This window comes from Microcoleus sp. C2D2 (assembly GCF_036702495.1).
Classification (GTDB): domain Bacteria; phylum Cyanobacteriota; class Cyanobacteriia; order Cyanobacteriales; family Microcoleaceae; genus Microcoleus.
Window position 1 is genome coordinate 15,609 of the sequence record NZ_JAUBTO010000002.1, and the last position, 23,841, is coordinate 39,449.

16 protein-coding genes are annotated in these 23,841 nt (G+C 46.5%); 7 read left to right on the top strand and 9 right to left on the bottom strand.

The features are described from left to right. Positions 1-93: 93 nt before the first annotated feature. Entirely contained in the window at positions 94-270 is a 177-nt protein-coding gene (locus tag QUB61_RS01105; RefSeq protein WP_333125143.1) for a hypothetical protein, read from the bottom strand. 371 nt (positions 271-641) lie between these two features. Between QUB61_RS01105 and QUB61_RS01110 the strand changes: the two genes are divergently transcribed. Beyond that, the gene (locus tag QUB61_RS01110) at positions 642-7,256 is read left to right on the top strand and encodes a DUF4347 domain-containing protein (RefSeq protein WP_333189771.1); all 6,615 of its coding nucleotides are present in this window, start codon (positions 642-644) and stop codon (positions 7,254-7,256) included. A 432-nt stretch (positions 7,257-7,688) separates the two neighbouring features. Here QUB61_RS01110 and dprA read toward each other — a convergent pair whose 3' ends face one another. The 3 genes from dprA to QUB61_RS01125 form a co-directional block, all read right to left on the bottom strand. Continuing rightward, entirely contained in the window at positions 7,689-8,846 is a 1,158-nt protein-coding gene (gene dprA, locus QUB61_RS01115) for a DNA-processing protein DprA (protein ID WP_333125137.1), read from the bottom strand. Positions 8,847-9,027: 181 nt separating this feature from the next. After that, positions 9,028-9,711, bottom strand: coding sequence for a YdcF family protein (locus tag QUB61_RS01120; RefSeq protein ID WP_333125134.1), 684 nt, complete (start codon positions 9,709-9,711; stop codon positions 9,028-9,030). Positions 9,712-9,983: 272 nt separating this feature from the next. Next, complete coding sequence (locus tag QUB61_RS01125) at positions 9,984-10,631, bottom strand: DUF2301 domain-containing membrane protein (protein ID WP_333125131.1); 648 nt, start codon at positions 10,629-10,631, stop codon at positions 9,984-9,986. 80 nt (positions 10,632-10,711) lie between these two features. Here QUB61_RS01125 and QUB61_RS01130 point away from each other — a divergent pair, with 80 nt between their 5' ends. Continuing rightward, positions 10,712-11,389: a calcium-binding protein gene (locus tag QUB61_RS01130; RefSeq protein ID WP_333125129.1), complete on the top strand. Its 678-nt coding sequence runs from the start codon at positions 10,712-10,714 to the stop codon at positions 11,387-11,389. Between the two features lie 187 nt (positions 11,390-11,576). Here the strand turns inward: QUB61_RS01130 and QUB61_RS01135 are convergent, their stop codons facing one another. The 3 genes from QUB61_RS01135 to gyrB all read right to left on the bottom strand — a co-directional run bounded on the left by QUB61_RS01135 (position 11,577) and on the right by gyrB (position 15,135). Further along, positions 11,577-11,702: a hypothetical protein gene (locus QUB61_RS01135; RefSeq protein ID WP_333189773.1), complete on the bottom strand. Its 126-nt coding sequence runs from the start codon at positions 11,700-11,702 to the stop codon at positions 11,577-11,579. A 65-nt stretch (positions 11,703-11,767) separates the two neighbouring features. Beyond that, a complete protein-coding gene (locus QUB61_RS01140; RefSeq protein WP_333127932.1) occupies positions 11,768-12,484 on the bottom strand; it encodes a heme oxygenase (biliverdin-producing) in 717 nt (238 codons plus the stop codon). 710 nt (positions 12,485-13,194) lie between these two features. After that, on the bottom strand, positions 13,195-15,135 hold the full coding sequence (gene gyrB / locus QUB61_RS01145; protein ID WP_333127934.1) for a DNA topoisomerase (ATP-hydrolyzing) subunit B: 1,941 nt from the start codon (positions 15,133-15,135) through the stop codon (positions 13,195-13,197). 259 nt (positions 15,136-15,394) lie between these two features. On the opposite strand from gyrB, the gene miaA reads away from it, so the two are divergent. Further along, positions 15,395-16,297, top strand: a complete 903-nt coding sequence (miaA, locus tag QUB61_RS01150; RefSeq protein ID WP_333127936.1) for a tRNA (adenosine(37)-N6)-dimethylallyltransferase MiaA — start codon at positions 15,395-15,397, stop codon at positions 16,295-16,297. Positions 16,298-16,359: 62 nt separating this feature from the next. On the opposite strand, the gene QUB61_RS01155 is transcribed toward miaA, so the two are convergent. Then, entirely contained in the window at positions 16,360-17,067 is a 708-nt protein-coding gene (locus QUB61_RS01155; RefSeq protein ID WP_333127938.1) for a Uma2 family endonuclease, read from the bottom strand. Between the two features lie 396 nt (positions 17,068-17,463). Next, positions 17,464-18,447: a protein-methionine-sulfoxide reductase catalytic subunit MsrP gene (gene msrP / locus QUB61_RS01160; RefSeq protein ID WP_333127940.1), complete on the bottom strand. Its 984-nt coding sequence runs from the start codon at positions 18,445-18,447 to the stop codon at positions 17,464-17,466. Positions 18,448-18,958: 511 nt separating this feature from the next. Between msrP and QUB61_RS01165 the strand changes: the two genes are divergently transcribed. The 4 genes from QUB61_RS01165 (at position 18,959) to QUB61_RS01180 (ending at position 23,834) form a co-directional block, all read left to right on the top strand. Next, positions 18,959-21,013, top strand: a complete 2,055-nt coding sequence (locus QUB61_RS01165) for a serine/threonine-protein kinase (protein ID WP_333127942.1) — start codon at positions 18,959-18,961, stop codon at positions 21,011-21,013. A 237-nt stretch (positions 21,014-21,250) separates the two neighbouring features. Further along, the gene (locus tag QUB61_RS01170; protein ID WP_333127945.1) at positions 21,251-22,081 is read left to right on the top strand and encodes an FkbM family methyltransferase; all 831 of its coding nucleotides are present in this window, start codon (positions 21,251-21,253) and stop codon (positions 22,079-22,081) included. Between the two features lie 213 nt (positions 22,082-22,294). Then, positions 22,295-22,840, top strand: a complete 546-nt coding sequence (locus tag QUB61_RS01175) for a tetratricopeptide repeat protein (RefSeq protein WP_333127947.1) — start codon at positions 22,295-22,297, stop codon at positions 22,838-22,840. A 73-nt stretch (positions 22,841-22,913) separates the two neighbouring features. Then, the gene (locus QUB61_RS01180) at positions 22,914-23,834 is read left to right on the top strand and encodes a hypothetical protein (protein ID WP_333127949.1); all 921 of its coding nucleotides are present in this window, start codon (positions 22,914-22,916) and stop codon (positions 23,832-23,834) included. Positions 23,835-23,841: the final 7 nt, after the last annotated feature.

Consider the following 23,841-nt stretch of genomic DNA (forward strand, 5'->3'; position numbering starts at 1 on the left):
TAAAATCCAGTCAACAGTCAACCACGGACCGTGCAACCGGAAGTCATATAATTCATCTGTGTTAATCTGTGTTTATCTGCCTGTATCTGCGGTTTAAAAAAGAGAAATTCTCGGACCGCAGATAACAATGGATTGACGCAGATTCACGCAGAGGTCGAGAAGAGAGATAGGAATAATTCCGATGCTAACAGATTTGATATAAAGTGCTCTGGCAGTCGATCGCTGACTCTGTGCACGATCGGCGATCGCCAGAATCAGTTGAGGTACCATAAGTAGGATGTCGTTTCATATAGTACCTTTATTCTCTGCAACTTCATGTAAATTTGGTATTACGCAAGTCTCACAATTAGTAAGATGATCTACTATCCTACACCCTTTTTCGTGCCTACCTACTTATAATGACACTTGCAATTAATTTTTTTTGTTATGTCATCCATCTCGCGCTGGCTCCTGGGCAAGATTACTTAAGAAATTTCCCCATGTTTATCAAAACTTTAATTAAAAAGGTGTTTATAAAGAAAACTTTATAGAGATTTTCTCAAAAAACAGTTATGCTGGCTACAACTGTCAGGAAGAGTTTCGGACGAAAGTCGCGAAACAAAGAAATCATTGTCTTTTTTTAGCTATTGGCCAGGTGTGGTATGCCAAATTTAAATAATCAAGTTTCAGGAAGTGCGATCGCCTTTATCGACACTCAAGTAGAAAATTATCAAGGTTTGATGGCGGGGGTAAAACCGGGTACGGAAGTAGTCGTTTTGGATGGGAACCGGGATGCGATCGACCAAATCACTCAAATTTTAGGCGATCGCAGCAATATAGACAACATTCACATAGTTTCTCACGGTGCTCCCGGCAGCTTGCAACTCGGCGGCGGTAGCTTGAGTTTAGATGATATAGAGTGCGATCGGGATTCTCTACAGCAGTGGTTTTCGCCACGAACCGACTCACTCGCCAAAAATCGACCGACTATCCTCCTGTACGGGTGCTGTGTAGCAGCAGGCGAGACAGGTAAAGCATTTGTCAAACGCTTGAGTGAATTAACCGGGGCCAGAGTTGCAGCTTCCCAAAACCTCACCGGAAGTGTAGCCAAGGGCGGCGACTGGGAATTAGAAGTGAGTACCGGTTCAATAGAAACACCGCTGGTATTTGAAGCCGAAGTGTTAGCGGGTTACGAGTACGTTCTGTCTACTTTTGGTGCTGCGACTAATTTTCCCATAACCTCCGATCTCAATGGAGCGGCCAGTGGGGATTTTAACAAAGACGGCAATCTTGACCTAGCCTTTGCCAGCCAGGGACCCAACACCGTCTCGATCGCACTGGGAGATGGCACAGGCCAATTTGGCACTGCCACTTATTTTAAGATCGACCCCGAGGTCGGTCTCGGTACCAAATCTGTCGCTGTAGGCGACTTTAACTTTGACGGCAATTCTGACCTGGTTACGGCTAATTATACGACTAGCAATATTTCTCTCCTGTTAGGGAATGGGGATGGCACTTTTGGTGCAGCCACCTACTTTGGTGTGGGGTCAAACTTTGGTGTGGGGTTAAACCCCTCTAGCGTCGCTGTGGCAGACTTCAACGGGGACGGCAATTTAGACTTAGCTACAGCCAATCAAAACTCTATCCAAACTGGAAACGTCTCCATCTTGCTGGGTAATGGTAATGGTACTTTTGGCGCAGCTACTAATTTGAGCGAGGGGTCAAATCCCACTTTTGTGGTTGTCGGCGACTTTAACAAAGATGGTAAGTCAGACTTAGCGACAGCGAGCTTTAGTTCTGACACTGTATCCGTCTTGTTGCAGCATCCTAATGGCACTTTCGGCGCCGCCACTAACTTTTCTGTTGGAGATGGCCCTAATTGCATTGCTATAGGAGACTTTAACGGGGACAATAATCTTGACTTAGCAACCAGCAATCAAAACTCAAAGGACGTATCAATAATACTGTTAGGAAATGAGGGTGGAGGCTTGAGTCCAGCTACCAACTTGAGCGTTGAAAAATACCCCAGGGCTATTGCTAGTGGTGACTTCAATGCCGATGGAAAACTCGATTTAGCCACAGCCAACTATGAATCGAGCAATGTCTCCGTCTTGTTGGGAAGTGGCAATGGCAGCTTTGGGACTGCCACTAATTTTGTTGTGGGATACAGTCCCCAAGGTATTGTTGCAGGCGATTTTAACCTAGATGGCTTATCCGATTTAGCTACGGCGAACTATGGCTCTCAAAACACCTCGATTCTGCTGAATACATCATCCCTGGCGGTAAATTTCGGTGCTGCAACTTACAGCCCAACAGAAGGAACCGCAGACACGGTAGTTAATATTCCCGTCACTCTCAGCGGCACTCCTGCAGCTACTTTTACAGTACCAATTGTCATCGACCCCAGCAGCACAGCCACCCAATATTTAGACTACACCATTTACCCTAGCTCGATTACATTTCCTGCAGGTGCAACAGGTGCCGCACTCACCCAGAATCTTGCAGTTACTATCAAACCTGACAACATAGCTGAAAACGCCGAAACCGCAATTCTCAACTGGGGCACAATCACCGATGGCGTTGCCGATACCACAAAACAAATAACATTAACTATTGCGGATAACGGTACTGTTTCTTATGCCATTGCCGCCGATATTGCCAGCATTCCTGAAGGTAATAGCGGCACAAAGCCTCTGACTTTCACTGCGACTCGCAGCGGCGACACAGGCGGGGCAAGTAGCGTCAATTATACGATCGCCGGCACTGCTACAAACCTCAGCGATTACAACAGCATCGGCGGCACTTCTGGGGCTACTGCTGTTACTGGCACCATTAATTTTGGCGCAGGTGAAACATCCAAAACCATTACTCTCGATGTATTACCCGACAGGATAGTTGAACCCGATGAAACCATTGCCGTCACCCTATCCAATCCCACCAGCCCGGGCGTAACGCCGACAATTACCACTGCTACCGCTACCACAACTATTACTAATGATGATGTAGCTGGCTTTACTGTTACTCCGGTATCGGGATTAACTACAAGTGAAGTTGGCGGCTCTGCAGAATTTACAGTCAAACTCAACGCTCAACCTACTGCTGACGTTACCATCGGTTTGAGGAGTGACAATACAGCAGAGGGAAGAGTTTCGACTAATAGCTTAACTTTCACGGACGCTAACTACAATGAACCGCAAACAATAACGGTGAGTGGTGTTGACGATTTAGTAGCTGATGGCCCTCAACCTTACAAAATTTTCACGGCTGCTGCTGTGAGTACCGATGCTAATTACAATAACCTCGATCCTGATGATGTCACCGTCACCAACAGTGACAATGAAACTCCGGGAATTACGGTGAATCAGACGGCGGGATTAACTACTGGTGAATCTGGCAGCACTGCTAACTTTACTGCGGTTCTAAATACTCAGCCGCTCGCTGATGTTACTATCGGTTTGAACAGTGACAATGTTGCCGAGGGAACAGTTTCGACTAATAGTTTAACTTTCACTCCGGCTAACTGGAATACACCGCAGCAGGTGACAGTAACAGGGGTTGAGGATAGCATTGCTGACGGCGATATTGACTACAAAATTGTCACGGGGGCTGCTGTTAGTACCGATGCGAATTATAACAACCGAGATGTAGCGGATGTTAGCATTACCAATCAGGACAATGATACCGCTGGTGTTTCAATTACTCCTACCCAAATAACTGCTACAGAAGGCGGTGCCCATGACAGTTATCGCATCCAATTAACGTCGGAGCCGATCGCCCCTGTAACTATCACTCTCACAACAGGTAATCAGATCGGGGCGATCGCGCCTATAACTTTCACTGCCAACAATTGGAATGTAGCTCAAACCGTTACGGTGCAAGCTGTTGATGATACGGTTGTCGAAGGAGCGCACAGCGGTAATATCACTCACACTGTGAGCAGCGCTGATACTAAGTATAATGCGCTGGTGGTGCCAGGGGTGACAGTGGCGATCGCTGATAACGACATAGCACCGACACCCACGCCAGAGCCAAGTCCAACGCCGACAACTGGTACACCAAGTCCAACGCCGACAACTGGCACACCAAGTCCAACGCCGACACCCACGCCAGAGCCAAGTCCAACGCCGACAACTGGCACACCAAGTCCAACGCCGACAACTGGCACACCAAGTCCAACTCCGACAACTGGCACACCAAGTCCAACTCCGACAACTGGCACACCAAGTCCAACCCCCACGGGAGCACCGCTACCACCCGATTCAGATTCGCCAACGCCAACGCCAACACCGACACCAGTCACGCCGACGCCGACACCGATTGATAGGCCTGCCACGGTAAGTTTTTTCCAAGCTACTTACCAAGTTAATGAAAGTCCCACAGGAATCGTTCAGAAACAAATTACCCTGACTCGCACTGGGAATCTAGACAACTTTTCCACGGTGTACCTAGAACCTCCTACTGGTTCAGCGACTGTGGGAACAGATTGGAAAGTTCCCTTCAATTTCTCTCCTGAACTCACATTTAACCCAGGCGAAAACAGCAAAACTTTCACAATTGACATCTTACCGGATGGTCAATTTGAGGGAACAGAAGAAATTGCGTTTCGGATTGAGCGTGCGGATAATGCCATGATTAGCGCCGCAAACACTGCTACCTTGCAAATTTTGGATGCTGAGGGGCCTCCTACAATTAATTTTTCCCAAGCTACTTACCAAGTCAATGAAAGTCCCACAGGCATCAGTCAGAGACAAATTACCCTGACTCGCACTGGGAATCTAAACAACTTTTCCAGGGTGTACCTAGAACCTCCTACTGGTTCAGCGACTTACGGAACAGATTGGAACGTTCCCCCCAATTTCTCTGCTGAACTCACCTTTAACCCAGGCGAAAATAGCAAAACTTTCACCATTGACATTTTTCCGGATGGTCAATTTGAGGGAACAGAAGAAATTGCGTTTCAGATTACTAATCGGGATAATGCCAATATTGGCACTCAGGGCTCTGCCACTTTGCAAATTTTGGATGCTGAGGGGCCTCCTACAATTAATTTTTCCCAAGCTACTTACCAAGTCAATGAAAGTCCCACAGGCATCAGTCAGAGACAAATTACCCTGACTCGCACTGGGAATCTAAACAACTTTTCCAGGGTGTACCTAGAACCTCCTACTGGTTCAGCGACTTACGGAACAGATTGGAACGTTCCCCCCAATTTCTCTGCTGAACTCACCTTTAACCCAGGCGAAAATAGCAAAACTTTCACCATTGACATTTTTCCGGATGGTCAATTTGAGGGAACAGAAGAAATTGCGTTTCAGATTACTAATCGGGATAATGCCATTATTGGCACTCAGGGCTCTGCCACTCTGAAAATTATCGATGCTGAATCTACACTCAACAACCGCCCGCCGGTGGTGACTAATCCCCTCTTGAATCAAATTGATCCCAATTTTAGCGGCGACTTCAATTTGACTCTTGCTCCCAACACGTTTAGTGATCCAGATTCAGGTGACAGTCTCACTTACTCCTACTCAATAATTCCAGATCCGGAACCCAACGGACCCTTCGGCCCCAACCCTCTCGATTGGCTGACCTTCGACCCCAATACCGGCACTTTCATTCCACCCGATTGGCTGACCTTCGACCCGAATACCCTGACCTTTAGCGTGAATTTGAATGCTGGCAATGTTCCCTCATTCTTCTATGTGCCAATTAAGGTGACAGCAACGGACAATGCGGGTGCCAGTGTCAGCGACTTCTTCCACCTGTACCGCAACGCCGAGCTCTTTTCTGGCATCGCAATTGACGGTTATATCTCCGGTGCTACTGTGTTCCTAGACGCCAACAAAAACGGCATACTCGACACCAACGAACCATCCACCACCACCGATAGCAAGGGTGAGTTCAATCTCAACATCCCCTTCGACATTTTCGACACCAACAAAAACGGAGAAATCGACCCCTCAGAAGGCAATTTAGTTGTCACAGGAGGCACTGACACCGCCACCGGGTTACCCTTAGAAACACCACTCACCGCACCACCAGATTCTAGTGTTGTCACACTCCTAACCAGCTTAATCGCCGACTTAACCGACAAAGGAATTGCACCTGAAGAAGCCCAATCTTTAGTCAAAGCTGCCCTTGGACTCCCCGCCGATGTTGACCTAACTAGCTTAGATCCCATAGACGCTACCAACAACAACCAACCAGGCGGCGTCCAAGTCTTAGCAGCAATGGTGAAAGTCCAAAACTTCATCACTCAAACTGCCGCTTTGATTGACGGTGCATCCAGTGCAGCTAGTCACGATATTGTCAAGGCTGTTGTCAGTTCAATTACCAATCAAATTCAATCCGGTACAGTCTTAAACCTGAGTAATGCAGCAGCCTTAGAACCAATCATTCAGCAAGCTGCCGCTAAAATCCAGCAGATTGACCCCAGTTTCAACAGTCAACAAGTCAGCCAAATTACATCGCAAGCTGCCACAGTAATGGCAACAGCCAATCAGCGTATTGATATCGCTGTCTCCAACCCAACAGCAACATCAATTCCTGAATCACTTGCCCGCCTCCAACAAGTAGCCTTGGGCCCAACAACTCAAGACTTCAAAGAAGTTGGTACGGGAAATAAACCTATTTCCCAGGTAGTTGCTGACAATACAGGTACTGGTTTAGATAGCAGAATTGAATCTGTAATATTGCCGACTGGGATTGCAACTCCAGTTGTCAGTGGCGATGCAGATTTGGGCAGCAATTCCCCTCAGGCAATTCTCGGTACAAATGGCGACGATATCCTAACTGGCGACAGCGCGAATAATGTTTTGATGGGCATGAGGGGCAATGATTCCCTCGATGGCGGCCTGGGGAATGACACTATTTTCGGTGGCAAAGATAGCGATACTTTGCTCGGAAGTAGCGGTGATGATGCCTTGTTTGCCGGCCGCGGTGCTGACACTTTGAATGGCGATGATGGTAATGATATTCTTTACGGAGGTAAGGGCGATGATTTGCTGACGGGCGGTTTGGGAATTGATATTTTGATAGGAGGAATGGGAGTAGATAAGTTCTTACTCTCTACCAATTCCGATACTGATACGATTACCGATTTTGAAGTCGGTAAAGACTTGTTAGTATTGGGTAACGGACTGAGTTTCTCGCAATTAACAATTGCTGAAGATAGCGGTGCAACATTAATCCGGTTTGCACAAACAGGGAAGATTTTAGCTTCTCTCACCGGAGTTTCTGCTAGCAGTATTAGCGCAGTTAATTTCGGATTGATTTAAGAGCGAGTTCGGGTTGATTGCGCAGATTTCGGCATTCCGAGAAACTCGTGAGTCTGATAGTACGACAGGGGTTTAAAACCCCTGTCTCATAGCTAATATCAAATCCGGTGTGCATCGTCGGGCGTAAAATCCAGTCAACAGTCAACCAAGGACCGTGCAACCGGAAATCATATAATTCATCTGCGTTAATCTGTGTTTATCTGCCTGTATCTGCGGTTTAAAAAAGAGAATTTGTTAACCGCAGATAACAATGGATTGACGCAGATTCACGCAGATTAAGAGAATAGAGATAGGAATAATTCCGATGCTAACAGATTTGGTATAAAGTGCTCTGCCATCGGACTGACCCAAAATCCGGGTTAAATACTCCTGTTTTCACTCCGCGTCGGCGGATGAGAGTTTGAGTCTTAAGCGGTTTCAACCGCCGAATAATCAAGGGGATAAAAGCTGATATCGCATTCCCGGTAACTGCGAAACTAATCCCAACAATTCCAACTGCAAAAGTATACTAGAAACTGTTCCCGCTTCTAATCCCGCTGCTTCCACGATTGTATCAAAAGAAATCGGTCCAGATTCGATCGCACTTAACACCTTAGCCAATTCAGGCTCCAACGGCGGCCCTTGCTTCTCAACCGTCGGATTTAGTGGAAATAGCGACAACTGCTCGGCCTTATCCAATTTTGGCAGAGCTCCGAGCATTTCCAACAACCTGTCTTCGCTTAAGAGTCGATCGCTACTCGGCAGAATCGGATGAGCACCTTTACTCAGCAACTCCAAACACCCAAAGGAACGCTCATCATCCAATCTTGCCGTCAAAACATACACATCCCGGCAAAAATCATTAGCTTGATAAGCAGTAATTAAGGCGCCTGATTTTTGCGGAGCTTCTATTACTATTGTAGCGCGGCTCAAGCCAGCAATTATGCGATTTCGGCGCGGAAAATTTGTTTTATTCGGTTGAGTGCCCGCCGGATATTCGCTAATTGCCAATCCCTGCTGCAAAACGCGATCGCGCAACCTCTCATTTGGCTTAGGATAAACAATATCGACCCCTGTTCCAAATACAGCCAAAGTCCTGCCTCCCGCCTCCAAACAGCTTGTATGAGCCTCTGTATCAATCCCAGCCGCCAATCCCGAAACAACAGTAAAACCGCTTTTAGCCAAAGCCGTACTAATTTTGCGAGTCCACCTTCTGCCGTATTCCGAAGGGCTGCGAGTGCCAACAATTGCCACCGTCGGCGTAATTCCTTGATTCTCTTTTACATTGACTAAACCGCGATAGTAAAGCACCGGCGGCGGATTGGAAATTTCCAATAATAAGCGGGGATAATCTGGATCTGCGGGCGTCCAGAAACAGGGATTTTTTATAAGATGTTTTTCGATAAATTCTTCTGGATTGAGTTTAGCTCGTTCTTGCAAAATAGTTTCTATTATCTGCTTACCAAACCCTTCGACTCGCATGAAATCTACGGGTTTTGCCGTCCAAGCTTCTGCCAAACTATTGAAATGTTGGTGCAATCTTTGCAACAAAATCGGCCCGATACCGTTAATTTGCGACCATGCTAACCAGTAAGCGCGTTCTTCTACCAAGGAGTTGCCCTCAACTTATTTGAGAATAATTTTATCATTTTCGGTTGAATATAGTAGGAAAACGGCACTGGCGTGTCCTGTATTTACACAGATTTAAAACTGCTATATAGATTTTTTTTTAACGAACCGCGAAGGCGCGGAGAACGCGAAGGGAATTAAGAGAGAGGTTGACAATTACTGGCTAGGTTTTCCAATCGACGAAACGGGCGTAAATATAAGCAATAATTTCTGCTGTCACAGTCCGAAAACCTGCGCTCGATTTCCACCATTCTTGTGGGTTGTAATCTTGCGGTTCCGCAGCTATAATGCCGACTTTAATGTCAGGATTCAGCACTGCTTTGAAAACAATCCAACTTCTGCGGGCGTGAGGGCCAAAAGAATAAAGATTAATTGAGTCAACTTTTAGGGCAGAAGCAGCCAGCCAATCCCGAAGTGCGATCGCAGAAGCAGCTGTGCGGTGTTTCACAACACTCGTTGCTGGTACAGCTATTACTTTGTCTTTATCAAATCCTAACGCAATACAAGTCGCGGCAGTCAGTTCGGCATAATTTTTATATTCAGCGAGATAGTAGCCTTTACTTAAAGGAATTCCTGTGGTAATTAATTGGCGGTATTCGCCTTTTTTGAATTCCGCGATCGCACTTTTGATTGCATAATCCGGCAACCAGCCTTCGACAACCAATGTATCTGCTTGAATCGGCGCGTTTACCGCCAAGAATGGATGGATGTTTGTGATCATTAATAGCATTGCAATTATTAATCCCATGATAGCAATTACCCAACCTTCCCTGGTAATTGCCCACATTTCTCGGCGGCGAATTAGACTAATTTTGATTTTGAGTTTTCGCAGTCTCGCAAAATTCATATAGCAGATGTTGAAGGAAGAAGGAAGAAGGAAGAAGGAAGTCGAAAGAAGGAAGAAGGGGTGTCAGCAATTAAGAACGTCCTCACCGTCGGGCGCGGTTGCTATATCAATCAAATTATTATAGAAATCACGCCAATACATCTAATGTCCTGGTGCGGATTGCGCACTTTACGAAAACTTTCGGGTACCCAATCCGCACCTTACAAGAACTGTTTCTCTCTTCTTCCTTCTTCCTTCTTCCTTCTTCCTTCTTCCTTCTTCCTTCTTCTAGACTATTGGTGTTTCAGATACTCAAAAACGCTTTTATCGCCGATATCCTGCGGCATCGGTTGAAAAAACTTGCGCACAGCAAAGATGATAAACAAAGCCGCCCAAATTGCTAGCAAAAACTGTTTATTTTCTACTGACAGAAAGCCGAACATATGTCCTAAAATTAAGATCGGAACTCCCGGAGTCAAAAACTTAGTTTCTAGGCGGTTAAAGCAAAAAGCTTCTTTAAAATAAATGCCATTTAAGGCGGCAAAAGTAAAGCCAATTCCCCACAACGTGGCTGGATGTTCGTACACTGCTAAAGCTAAGGGTTCGCTGCTTTGTACGGCGACAAACAATGCTGCTGCGCCGCCGATCGCCCAAAACACTTGTAGTGCTCGGTGCAGCGCTATCATGTAAATGTGAATAGTTGCTAAGCTGACGCCTAAAGCTATCCAGAAACAAGCAAAAACAGGCGTTACAGCTTGGATTGCAATTGGGTTGTCGCTCTGTTGTAGCACCAGAGTAGCGCCGATCGCAAAACACAGCGCCGCCACCCCCAATCCGGCGCGGTAAATCAACACTCCCGTGCGATCGCTTTGAGTAATCGTAAACTCGCCGAATTGTCCTTGATAGACTTCCGATTCATCAGGCGATTTCAGTAGTTGCATTACAGCTTCCTCCTATTAGACACGAATGTACTTCTGCCAAGATATACTTTATTGATAAACCGATACAGCGAGACCGAGCGATGCCTAAATTTAACAAGCCTAAAGTTAACCAGCCTAAAGTTAACAAATCTAAAGTTAACAAATCTAAATTGGACGATCGCCCCGATCGAAGTAAATCCCTTCCTTCACACTCCGAACTTCCTCCAGTTCAGCTTGATGAAACCATTGTAGCAGGCAGAAGACCGAAACCGCTAAACGACATCCAACGCCTCCTGGCGGAAGTACCCGAATTGAGATCGGGGTTCGACCCAGAAATGTTCGCCCATCTCCAGGAAAATATCCCATTCAATGTCAAGCATTTTGAAAGTAAAATTCACCAAATTTTAGGATCGAAAAATATTGATGTCAGCCTTGAAAATTCAGCCAAGTATTTAGAGTACATCAAGCAAAATATTCAACTTCCGTGCCACGTTACCGGCATAGAAGAGTTTGAATGGGAAGAAGAATATACAATGGGTTCTGGCAGCAAAAAAGAATATGCAAGGCTCAAAAAAACTCAACCTTCTTATACTGATAGCTTCACCATTAATCGGTTGGAGGATTTTGTTGTTCAGGAAGAAGGCATATTTGTGGAAGTGCAGCGCGTCGGCGAGCGCCAAAAGTTTATGTTGCCTTTGTCCGAGTTAGAATCAGTTGATGTAATCTCCCCCAACAATCAGTTATTAGATGATTATGCCGTGTGGTTTGTTAATTATTAAGGAATTTTTGTCCGAATGTCCGAGTGTCCGAGTGGGAAAGTGGAAGAGGATCGGAGGGGGAGAGTGGGAGAGTGGGAGAAGGGGAGAGTGGGAGAAGGGGAGAGTGGGAGAAGGGGAGAGTGGGGGATGGGAAAATCTTCCTTCTTCCGACTTCCTTCTTCCTTCTTCCTGACATCCGTTACATCCGTTACATCCGCCCTTGCGAATCCGTTGCCGAACTTCCTTCTTCCTTCTTCCTTCTTCCTTCTGCTATACAAAGTCTCTCGCCCGCCATGCAAAATCCCGGAGCTTTGGTGACTGTAAAAGCAGCCATCAAACCCCCAGGATTTAAGTTTTTCCTCTTAAACGAGGCTCAATTTATTGCCAATGGGTGTTGGCTCAATCAGCAGTAGCCAATTCGGTACTGGCGCCGCCGCGCTTCCGCGTCAGGGTATTGAAAAGCATCTGACCGACAGCTTTAATCAAATTGCCTTCTAACTCCATGAACATCTTCATGTTCATGCCAAAAGCTGCATTAGCTTCGTCAACAATTCGCTCTGCTGTTGCTTCGTCAATCGGCAGTTCATTCATGGCCTGACGGTAGTTAGCTTTGAATTCTTTTTCATCAGGAATATCCTGGAATTCATAGAAAGCAATGCCTTCTCCCTCGGAAAGATTCATCCCCCGCTGGGCAATTCCCTTAAGGATTTGTCCGCCGGATAAATCGCCAAGGTAGCGAGTGTAAGAGTGAGCTACTAACAGTTCCGGTGCGGTCACCGATATCTCCCGAATCCGCTGGACGTAGGCTTTAGCTGCTGGTGACGGCGCTACTTGTTCGCGCCAATTGGCACCGTGGTAGTAAAATAAATCTTGCTCTAAACTTTGTTTCCGATTCAACTGAGAAAAGTAAATTTTTGAAACAACCGGATGCTGCTTTTGGCGTTCCATTTCCTCTTCCATTGCCGAGTAGACAAAGTAGAGGTTTCCTACTAACTTCCGGTAAGAAGTTTTTTCTACAACGCCTTTTAAAAAACACTTGACAAAACCGACGTTTTCTGCCATTGTGTGGGACTTTTTCGTTCCCTCACGCAATTTGGTCGCTAAATTGATGCTCATAAAAAAATTCGGTAAGTGGGCTCCGAGCGCGTCTTTAGACGCGCTCGTGGGAAACGGTTCGGCGGTTGAAACTGCCGTGAATCTTTCCATTACACGAGGATTGCTAGAAAAGGTGTAATGAATGTAATGTACGAGCGATGGGACACTTCGGGTACGCGATCGTGCATCGAAATTACCATCTCAAATTTTGCAACCTGCGATCGCATAATGTTTGCTCTTTCGAGCCTAATTGAGAGGGGTGATGTTAGCTTGCGCCTTAGTTAACGGCCGGTACTCGATTTAGGACACTTATTTAACCCAATAAGTCTGTTTAATCCTAAATTTCGCTTGGCAAGGAACTAGCTTGGCATTCCCTGGTAGGTCTTTCACTCTTACCGTTAACGTAGTACCCAGGTACTGAGTCTGGTCAACTCGGGTTTAAGTCTGAGGCTAGAAGCCCAATGTCTTTAGACCTTGGTTGTTGACGCTATATTGTCCAACCTTCTATTTTTGTGATGGTTGATCCACGCGCCAAAAATCTCAAATTTACCTAAGCATTTACCTTAGACCGATTTGATGAGAGATTGTATTAATTTTTATAACAAAACTTAGACTCAGCATTCGGCATCCGAAGGTAGAAGGCACAAACAGTTTAGTCATTAGTCCTTAGTCCTTGGCTGTTAGCGAATGACTACTGACTAATGACTAATGGCTACTGACTCCTGGCTAATTTAGATGTCCAAGTCGAGGAGGTTGAGTTTGGGGCCGTAGGTTTCGATGAATTCGCGGCGGGGGGCGACACGATCGCCCATTAAGATCGTAAAGATGCGATCGGCCTCAGCAGCGTCTTCAATTTCCACCCGTTTCAGGGTCCGAGTTTCTGGGTTCATCGTCGTATCCCACAACTGTGTCGGCATCATTTCGCCCAAACCTTTGAACCGCTGGATGGTGTAGTTAGCATTCGCCGGAAATTCATTGCGGACGAGATTGTTCATTTCGCGATCGCTGTAACAGTAGTAATGATTGCGTCCCCGTTCCACTTTATAGAGAGGAGGACAAGCAATATAGATGTAACCTTGTTCTACAAGTGCGCGCTGATAGCGGTAGAAGAATGTCAGCAACAGGGTGCGGATGTGGGCACCATCAACGTCAGCGTCAGTCATAATTACGATGTGGTGATACCGCAATTGACCCGGATCGAATTCTTCGCCTTTGATGCCCAAACCCAGGGCTGTAATTAACGATTGAATTTCGTTATTTTTGTAGATTTTGGCGTCGTCGGTTTTCTCAATGTTGAGAATTTTACCGCGCAAAGGCAGGATTGCTTGGAATTGGCGATCGCGCCCTTGTTTTGCCGATCCGCCTGCTGAATCCCCCTCCACCAGGTATATCTCAGACAGGGCAGGGTCTCTGGAACTACAGTCCGCTAATTTTCCAGGTAAAGGAGACGATTCTAAGACGGATTTTCGGCGCACTAAATCGCGGGCACGGCGGGCAGCTTCAGCGGCCTTAAATGCCTGAATTGCTTTTTCCAAAATAGCGTCAGCTACTTGGGGGCGAAACTCCAAATATTCTGTCAATACTTCGCCTACCAAGGAATCGACAATTCCCCGAACTTCTGTATTGCCTAGCTTGGTTTTAGTTTGACCTTCAAATTCCGGGTCTGGGACTTTGACCGAAATGACTGCTGTCAAACCTTCGCGAACGTTTTCGCCGGCGAGGTTGGGCTCGTTTTCTTTGATTTTGTTGCGCTTGCGGGCGATCGAATTCATCGTCCGGGTCAAAACTGCCTTCAAACCTTCTAAGTGCGTGCCTCCGTCGATCGTCCGAATGTTGTTAGCAAAACCTAGAACGTTGTCGCTAAAAGCATCGACGCACCACTGCAAAGACACTTCTATTTGCACGTTGTTGCGTTCTCCTTGCACGTAGATCACTTCTTCGTGCAAGGGCTGCTTTTCGCGGTTCATGTAGGTGACGTATTCCTTGATGCCACCCTCGTAACAATAAGTTTCAACGCGCGGTTCGCTACTTTTGAGCAATTCCAAGCGGCGATCGCCAAAGGAAATTTTTACGCCCGCATTCAAATAAGCCAATTCTCGCAAGCGTCCGGCAACCGTAGCGTAATCGAACTCAATGCCAGTGCTAAATATCTGAGTGTCTGGCAAGAAAGAAACTGAAGTACCGGTGCGATTTCCTTTGCAGGGCTTTACCTGAAGTTCGCTGACTGGAAAGCCTCTTTCGTAGCGCTGCAAATGTTCTTTTTGGTCGCGCCAAACCGTAACCTCTACCCACTCCGAAAGCGCGTTAACAACCGAAATACCTACACCGTGCAACCCTCCAGAAACCTTGTAACCGCCGCCGCCAAACTTGCCGCCGGCGTGAAGTACAGTCATTACTGTTTCTATTCCCGATTTGCCAGTCTTGGCAACGATGCCGGTGGGAATGCCCCTACCGTCATCTGTGACAGTAACTGAACCGTCTGCGTTGAAGTCAACCTCGATGTGAGTGCAGTGGCCAGCCAGCGCCTCATCAATGGAATTGTCCACAACCTCGTAAACTAGATGGTGGAGTCCTCGCGGGCCGGTGGTACCTATGTACATCCCCGGTCGTTTGCGGACTGCTTCGAGACCTTCGAGAACTTGAATTTGGTCGGCGCTGTAGCTGCTGGTCATACAAAAATAGCTCCAATAATGAGGTCTAATGCCCCAAAAGCTTCTAAAATGGGAAAACTCCTAAAATTATAGCACAAAACCGTTAAACGCGATGCTAGGGCTTTCTGAATGGAAATTTATTGGGGGGAGGGAGGGGAATAGTTTTGAGATTACTTAGCGACTCCGGCGGGCCTGGCGCGGTGAATCAGTGGAGGGAGAGAGGGGAAAGCATGGAGAGGAAAGGATTTGAGAGTTTTTATAGCGAAATGTGCGACAGCTTATGCCTAGATTAATTACGATTTGCGGGGCGACGGCGACGGGGAAGTCGGGAGTGGCTTTGGCTTTGGCGGGGCGACTGCAATCCTCGATCCTGAGTGCGGACTCCCGTCAAGTGTACCGCGAATTTGACATCGGAACCGCAAAACCGACGGCGGTCGATCGCACTTGTGTACCGCATCACTTAATTGACATCTGCGATCCGACAGAAACAATGACACTGGCAGATTACCAACAGCAAGCTCAAAATTTAATTGCTGCTGTCGATTTTCCTGTTTCTCCCCCCCTGTTGTTGGTGGGAGGGACGGGCTTATATATTAAGTCTGTAGTCAGGGGTTTGAAAATTCCGAGGGTAGCACCCATGCCCGAATTGCGATCGCAACTTGCGGAACTCGGACAATCTCAATGTTACGCGATGTTGCAGCAGGTCGATCGCTCTGCCGCTGATAAAATTCACCTCAATGACCCAGTAAGAACTTTAAGAGCACTGGAAGTATTTTATGTCACCGGTCGCCCTATTTCCGAACAGCAGGGCGAAAATCCTCCCAATTATCCTATTTTACAAATTGGGTTGGATTGCGAAATCGATGTTTTGGTCGATCGGATCAAACAGCGCACCGAACAAATGCTAGAACGCGGTTGGATCGCTGAAGTAGAATATTTGTGTAAAAAATACGGCTGCGATTTGCCACTGTTGAACACGCTGGGCTATCAGGAAATGAAACAATATTTGGCTGGCGACATTAAGCTTGAAGAAGCCAAAGAATTAACAATTTTGCACACGCGGCAATTTGCTAAGAGACAGCGGACTTGGTTTCGAGCTTATCCTGAAATTGAATGGTTTGATGTTAGCACGCCAGATTTATTGGAGCGAGTTTGGCAGAGAGTGCAGGAGTTTATCAATTGATTTTTTAGGGAATTAAATATTTTTTTTTACCGCAGATGAACGCTGATTAACGCTGATGTAATTTAAATTGATTTGCTAGTTTTTAAACTACAGTAAGTAGGATTTTTTCGTGAACTTTGACTGAGTAAAATTTCTTTAATTCTTTGCCGAAACAAACGCACAGCCGCACGCTGTCCGACTGTTCTGCTTTGTTCGATGAAACCGGGAATTTCGGCAACGGGTAAAAAGGGAAAAGCTAAACTGCGATCGCACTTTTCATATTTTCCATCTACCAGTTGATAAACTTGCAGAGATTCCCGCCGATACCTCCAGATTTCGGGCACGCCAATTGCAGCATAAATTGTAAACTTATTCACAGATGAATTCGTGTAATCCGACTCGATCGCTAAATCCGGTGGCGGGTCATTTGGCAAATTGATATTTCTACCTCTAACTAAAGATTCATTTTGAATGTAGAAACAGGAATCAGGTTCTACAGCACGAGTTAAATCTTCTCGTTCAAGAGTCAGCGAACCAAGACTCCTAAGTTCAATTTCCAGCTCATCTACAATGGCTTCTACAAAGCTTTCTATCAGTCGTTTGGGTTCTTCGTGTTCTTCCAGCGGCATCCTGATTTCTAATACTCCTTCATCGTAAGCAATTCTCCAAGCTCTATCGTCCCCAACATCTGCCAGCAATGCTTTAAAAGTTGACCAAGTGACACCTTTTAAAATAACTCGGTTTTCTGGGGTAGTTTGCTGCTCTACGGGAGTTGATGTTGTTGTTACCATTTAATCATTCCTTGGTAGCTTCATCAATTTTTATTATAGAGGATAATAGGAGGTTTTTTTTCTCGTTCCCAGGCTCTGCCTGGGAATGCCTGATCCGAGGCTCTGCCTCGCGGGAATAAGGAGGCAGAGCTTCCGGATCTGCGTTCCTAGGCTCTGCCTAGAAACGAGGGTATCCGAGGCTCTGCCTCGCGGGAATAAGGAGGCAGAGCCTCCGGATATGCGTTCCTAGGCTCTGCCTAGAAACGAGGGTAAATCCGTCAATTAACTCTACAAAGGCAGAGCCTAGAAACGAGGGGATTGGAGGCTCTGCCTCGCGGGAATAAGGAGGCAGAGCCTCCGGATCTGCGTTCCTAGGCAGAGCCTAGAAACGAGGGGAATTACATCTGGCGTAGTTAATTAACTGTACAAACTCGCCACATATTCGCCGTAACCGTTATAGGGCAAAGTCGGGCGAGTTTCCCACGACCAACTGTTACCGGGGCCGACTATCCGTTCGCTGGCCTGCGACCATCTGGGGTGCGGCTTGTCGGGTTCGACATTTGCTTCAAAGGCGTATTCGCTGGGACCGATTGTATTCCAAAAAGTGGCGGGCTGTTGTTCGACAAATTCAATTTTGACGATCGACTTTGCGCCCTTAAAACCGTATTTCCAAGGAATCACTTGCCTCAGCGGCGCACCATTTTGTTTTGGTAGCCTTCGGCCATACAAGCCTGTGGCAAAAAATGCTAAATCGTTGGCCATTTCTTCAATTCGCAGACCTTCGGTATAAGGCCAAGGATAAAATTGCGACATCAAACCGGGGCCGGGAGTTATTTTGCGATCGTAAAATGAGGTGAAGCGAACGAATTTAGCGTTCGATTGGGGTTCGACATCAGCCATCAGTAATTTCATGGGAAATCCGACCCAAGGAACTACCATCGCCCACGCTTCTACACAGCGAAATCGATAAACTCGTTCTTCGATAGGAAATTTTTTGTAGAGGTCGTCAATATCATAAGTGCGGGGATTTTTTACTAAACCGCCTACTTCTACTTTCCAGTTTTCTGTTGGCAAAGCTTGAGCGGCTTGCCAAATAGATTTTGTGCCGCCGTATTCGTAAAAATTGTTGTATTTTGTAGCTAAGGCTTCGTCGGTAATCGCTCGATCGACGTTTGCAAAGGCCGGGTTCCGGCTCAATCCCGCATATGCTTGGGTTGAGCTTCGATCCAGAGCTGTTTTTGAGCTAGCATTGCTTTGGCAGCCGGTCAGCGGCAGCAGCGAAGCAGTCACGCCGGCGCCAATTAAATTTGTCATGAAGCGGCGGCGGTTGAGAAAGGCTGTTTCTGGGGTAATTTGGGACTCGAGATTTTCCCAAGGTTTGGGAACGCGAATTAAGGGCATAAGTAATAGTTAAAAGTTAGTAGTTTGTTGGGCGAAATTTGCCTAAGTTTTAATCTGTTAGTGGATTGGAGATTTGAGATTTGAGGTTTGAGATTGACTCCATAGAACAAAGAATCGCGGATATTTGGCAATGCGTCGCCATTGCTTTGGCAATGCTTGCGATCGCCCTGAAAGTATTCGCAATGACAGTATAGCTTAATTCGGTAACAACTGAGATATTGCACCATTCTAAAGAACAGGCTTTCCGGCCTGTGAAGCGAAGAATGATTTTATTGTGGGGTGGGCAGGAGAGCCCGCCCGTACGATCGACCTATTAAACCTCGCTCGCAGGAAAGTCAGCAATTATTTACGCGCGATTGACCCAAGCAATTGTGGCGAAAATCTAGGAAACAATTATCATAAAGCAAAGATTCCAATTATTTAATTTGTCCACAGGAAGCGGCACGCACCGCCCCGCTTTCCTCCCCCACCAGCTTTGTATGTCAAACGGGGGTCTCCAGCGGAAAGACAAATGAGTTACTGCACCAATCCCCATTGCCACAACCCCCAAAATCTCGATCGCGCGACAATCTGCAAAAGTTGCGAGTCGAACTTGCTGCTAAAAGGTCGCTACCGAGTCTTTCACACCCTCGGTCAAAGTCTCACTTGCCGTACCTTCTTAGCAGCGGATGAAGACCAACCTTCGCAACCCCGCTGCGTCATTCAACAGTTCTGCGGATCGTCGGCGGCCGCAGACGGTCCTCACCAGCTAAACCGCACATTTCTCGGCTCAGCCGAGCGGCTCGACGAGTTGGGGAAACATCCCCAAATACCGAAACTGCTGGCATTTTTTGAAGTCGAAGGCTGCCAGTATTTAGTGCAAGAATACATCGAAGGCCGTAATTTAGCCGATCGGCTTTCAGAAAAAGGTGTTCTTAAAGAAATTCAAATTTGGTATCTGCTGAGCGAATTGTTGCCAGTTCTGCAATTTGTTCACGACAATCAACTGATTCACCGAGATATCAAACCGTCCAATATTATTCACCGCAAATCTCCCCAAGCATCCCCAGCTTTGGTAGGGAAAGAGCATCTGCATTCCCTGTCCGGGGAAGGTGGTCGAGGGCTAGTTTTAGTGGATTTCGCCGCGGCAATTCCTGCCAACAGCGGGCCGCTCAAAACAAAAACCGCGATCGGTTCTGCCGAATACGCGGCGCCGGAACAAATTAAAGGTCAAGCGATTAAAAGCAGTGACATCTACAGTTTGGGCGTCACTTGCATTCACTTGTTAACGGGAATGTCTCCCTTTGATTTGTTTGACATCAAAGCCGACAGTTGGGCCTGGAGGCATTATTTGAAAGTACCAGTTTCGGCGCGACTCGGCCGCATCCTGGATAAAATGGTGCAGCGAGAACCATCAAAACGCTATCGATCGATTGAGGCAATTCTCACAGACATGAAATACGGGCCGGCACCGGTAGACGTGATTCTCAGCAAACCCAAGTGGAGTTGGGTCATGTGGGGAGCAACTACGGTTGCCCTGCTGTCGGGAGTGCTGGGTATTCGCGTGCCATCTCCTGCACCGCAGGCTTTCACTTCTTCTGAGCCTGTTTCTAGCATTCCCAAAATTCGGTTCAATCCGCCCCCGATGCAGGATTTCAGGGGTGAGGCATCGCACTCGCGGGCAGCAGTGCGGACTCTGGCGGATCGAGACAAAAACCCGGTTTGGGCGGTAGCAGTTGCTCGCCACGGCCGCGTGATAGTCAGCGGGAACAACGACGGCACAATTCACCTGCTGCACAAGCGTTACGGCAAGTTGCTCAAGGTTTTAGCAGGACACTTGGGGCCGGTGTGGTCGGTGGCCGTCAGTCCCGACGGCAGGACGATCGCCAGCGGCGGCGTTGACGGTACGATTAAATTGTGGAATTTCTATTCTGGCAGGTTAATTCAGACTTTGGACGGACACACAGACGGCGTGTTCTCGGTGGTTTTCAGTCCCGACAGCCAGACCTTGGCCAGTGTGGGTAAGGACAAAACTTTGAAGCTGTGGTCCGTCCCAGGCGGGGCAGAGTTGGAAACTCTCAAGCGGGTTTTTGACGAGGTGCAGTCGGTGGCTTTCAGTCCCGATCGACAAACTTTGGCGATCGGCAGCAGCGACGGTAAGATCAACCTGTGGAACTGGCAGACTGGGGAATTGAAACAAACTCTTTGGGGTCATTCCGAGGGGGTTTGGTCTCTGGCCATCAGCCCGGACGGTCAAACTCTCGCCAGTGGCAGTTGGGACAAGACGGTGAAGTTGTGGGATATCAGCGCAAATAATCAGTCCCGGCAGCCCAACGGTTCTCTGCTGCGGACTTTAATCGGCCATTCCGACAAGGTTAAGTCCTTGGCTTTCAGTCCCGACGGAGACAAGCTGGCCAGCGCCGATTTGAGCGGGACTATCAAGCTGTGGCGGATGGATTCCGGCGAAATGGCTGGCACGCTGAAAGGTCATTCTACTTGGGTGGAATTAGCTTTTAATCCTCAGGACAACACTCTGATCAGCGGCAGTTTTGACAACACGATTAAGGTGTGGCGGCTGTCTCCTTGATTTTTGCGATCGCCCGGAGTTAGGCAAGCAGTTTTTTAATCGATGTTTTGCTGCTTCTGGCGATCGTAATTCGATTCGGACTTACCCAACTGGCACATGGGTAGGGTGCGTCAGAGTATAAAAACCTGTTGAAATCAAAAGACTCAATGTCTTACCCCCCCTACAGATTTATTTAATTTGACACTGATAAAGATTAAATGCTATGTTTATTTTCAGCTAGTCTCGTAAAAATTTTTAATGATGAAGGTAAGCGATCCAAGTTTATTTAATAAAGTTGGAAAGTTATTAGCTGGACCTCTTAGTTTTATAGTGGCTAATTCAGTAACGGCAAATTTTACAACTTTATTAGAAGCATACTTGAGCATTTTACTAGGTAAAGGTGCTGGTACGGGTTGGGCTATAGCTGCGGAAATAGCTGCGGTAAAGTTTGCAATTAGTCGCTCGAATGCTATTTTATTTGATGTCGGAGCTAATCGAGGTGAATGGTCTAGTTTATGCCAGAAACTTTACCCGCAAGCAAACTTTTTCTTATTTGAACCTCAACCTGGTTGTCAAAAAATAATTTTGGATCTAAATCTTCCTAATTCTATCCTTATTCCTAAAGCAGTTAGTTCAAAAACGACGCAGGTGGAATTGTACAGTGACAGTTCTACTTCTGGTATAGCCTCATTACATCAAAGACAAGAGAGCTATTTTAAAAATAACAAATTTACATCTTTTGCCGTAGATACTATTACTATTGATGAGATTGTTTCAGAATACAACTTAGAGTATATTGATTTTCTTAAGATAGATATTGAAGGACATGAATTAGAAGCACTGAAAGGGGCAGGTAAAAGTTTAGCGAGTGGCATGATTAAAGCCCTTGCTTTTGAATTTGGTTCGGGAAATATTAATTCTCGCAAATTTTTTCGTGATTTTTGGGATTTATTAAATCCTTTAGGGTATAAAATTTATCGCATTTTGCCATCTTCACAAATGATGCCCATTAAAGAATATTATGAAGATTGTGAATATTTTAGAGGTGTGAGTAATTATTTAGCTGTATTGCAAACGACTTCTATATAAGAAGGAAGTTCGGCAACGGATTCGCTCGACGGATGTAACGGATGTAACGGATGTCAGGAAGAAGGAAGAAGGAAGAAGGAAGAAGGAAGAAGGAAGAAGGAAGAAGGAGTAAGAGTAAGGATTTCAGCGATTAAGAAAGTCCTAACCGTCGAGGCGGTTGCTATAACAAACAATATTTATGCTAAAGTTATATCGCCTGTCCAACTAAAATATATGACCGTAAATTCCGAGTTAGCCTCGCAGCATTTGTCAGCAGGCGATGGACTCCAAGAATCGGGTAATTTTGATGAGGCGATCGCTCAATACGAAAAAATACTAGCCCTCAAAACTGATGAGGCTGTTGCACACAGCAAGATAGCAGAAATTTATTACGCGCAACAGAAATATGTACAGGCGATCGCCTCCTGTTACCAAGCACTTCGCCAGCAACCCAATTTCGCAGCCGCCTACAAAACTCTAGGCAATATCCTGCAAGCCCAAGGCAAAATAGACGCGGCAATTCGCGCCTACTCAAAGGCGATCGAATTTGACCCTAATTTTGTCGAAGCATCTGTTAATTTGGGCAGTATGTTTTACAAACAAGGGCGGCTCGATGATGCCATAATGTACTATCACAAAGCTATTGCTATTCAACCAGATTTAGCCGCAGCTTATTGGAATTTAGGCAAAATTTTGGAACAGCAAGGGCGAATCAATGAAGGTTTATTTTATCAAAAAAAAGCTCTAGATTTCCAGCCGGAGTTAGAACCAATTAAGTAAAAAATAAAACTTAGTTGAAGAGGAATGTTATAGTCGGAATAATTCAATCATTAACGATGCCAGCTCGATCGACATGGAAATTAACCAGAATCCGCTCGAATTGCTAACGGCTAAAGTACGAGAAACTGTTGCCGATACCCAAAACTTAGCTAACGAAATCGCTGCTAAAGTTGAGGAAAGTGCAACTGTATTAACGGCGTGGGTACAATCAGCGCCAAGTTCAATCGTTAGTGCCGGGGCGATCGCCACTCAAGAAGCTTTCAAAATAGCACATAACATCCGTTTTGAGAACCTGCCAACAAATCTGCAATTCAAATTTGCTAGGGCTGGGGTGCGTGACGGAATGCGAAATGTTCAAGAAGCAGCCAAAGTATTTGAATCCATACCCGCCCAAATTCGTGCCCAAGGCCCTGAAGCAATTCGCAACTTCTGTCAAGATAAAGATTGGAGTCACATCCAAGCGCACGTCAATGGAGGCCCAAGCGAAGCTGCTAACGGGATTTTTGAATATTTTTGGGTGAATCGTGCTCGCGGTGGTGCAGACATGACTGCCGCAGAATTAGCAGTCGCTAAGCAAGTTTTAGCGGATGCAGCCTTTAAAGCAGCAGTTGCGGAAATCGTTGGGGCTGCAATGAAAGGGGCGATCGCCGCAGCCGTAATTGAGTTAATATTTTCTATCTTAGAAAACTCCCTATTGTGCGTGGAAGGGAAAATTACCCAGTCAGAGTTAGTGGAAGAAGTCGCCACCGCCACCGCCAAAGCTGGCATTGCTGGCGGTGTTATTACTGGCATTCTGTTAACACTGTGCATGATATTTCCCCCCATTGCCGCGCTTTTAGGTGCCGCTGCGATGCCCTTGGCGGTTGCAGGTATTGGTTTTATGGGAATTCGCGCCTGGGAAATCTTTTGTCACGGCGATCGACTATTTGGTATTACTGAACAAACACAAAAATTTCTGGGGATGACTGAAGCGACAACACAAGCAAAACTCTAATCAGAAT

Bases quoted from the DNA above. Each gene is read 5' to 3' on its own strand.
- QUB61_RS01105 (WP_333125143.1), bottom strand. From the start codon at position 270: ATGGTACCTCAACTGATTCTGGCGATCGCCGATCGTGCACAGAGTCAG.
- QUB61_RS01110 (WP_333189771.1), top strand. From the start codon at position 642: ATGCCAAATTTAAATAATCAAGTTTCAGGAAGTGCGATCGCCTTTATC.
- QUB61_RS01120 (WP_333125134.1), bottom strand. From the start codon at position 9,711: ATGAATTTTGCGAGACTGCGAAAACTCAAAATCAAAATTAGTCTAATT.
- QUB61_RS01125 (WP_333125131.1), bottom strand. From the start codon at position 10,631: ATGCAACTACTGAAATCGCCTGATGAATCGGAAGTCTATCAAGGACAA.
- QUB61_RS01130 (WP_333125129.1), top strand. From the start codon at position 10,712: ATGCCTAAATTTAACAAGCCTAAAGTTAACCAGCCTAAAGTTAACAAA.
- QUB61_RS01135 (WP_333189773.1), bottom strand. From the start codon at position 11,702: ATGGCTGCTTTTACAGTCACCAAAGCTCCGGGATTTTGCATGGCGGGC.
- QUB61_RS01140 (WP_333127932.1), bottom strand. From the start codon at position 12,484: ATGAGCATCAATTTAGCGACCAAATTGCGTGAGGGAACGAAAAAGTCC.
- gyrB (WP_333127934.1), bottom strand. From the start codon at position 15,135: ATGACCAGCAGCTACAGCGCCGACCAAATTCAAGTTCTCGAAGGTCTC.
- miaA (WP_333127936.1), top strand. From the start codon at position 15,395: ATGCCTAGATTAATTACGATTTGCGGGGCGACGGCGACGGGGAAGTCG.
- QUB61_RS01155 (WP_333127938.1), bottom strand. From the start codon at position 17,067: ATGGTAACAACAACATCAACTCCCGTAGAGCAGCAAACTACCCCAGAA.
- msrP (WP_333127940.1), bottom strand. From the start codon at position 18,447: ATGCCCTTAATTCGCGTTCCCAAACCTTGGGAAAATCTCGAGTCCCAA.
- QUB61_RS01165 (WP_333127942.1), top strand. From the start codon at position 18,959: ATGAGTTACTGCACCAATCCCCATTGCCACAACCCCCAAAATCTCGAT.
- QUB61_RS01170 (WP_333127945.1), top strand. From the start codon at position 21,251: ATGATGAAGGTAAGCGATCCAAGTTTATTTAATAAAGTTGGAAAGTTA.
- QUB61_RS01175 (WP_333127947.1), top strand. From the start codon at position 22,295: ATGACCGTAAATTCCGAGTTAGCCTCGCAGCATTTGTCAGCAGGCGAT.
- QUB61_RS01180 (WP_333127949.1), top strand. From the start codon at position 22,914: ATGGAAATTAACCAGAATCCGCTCGAATTGCTAACGGCTAAAGTACGA.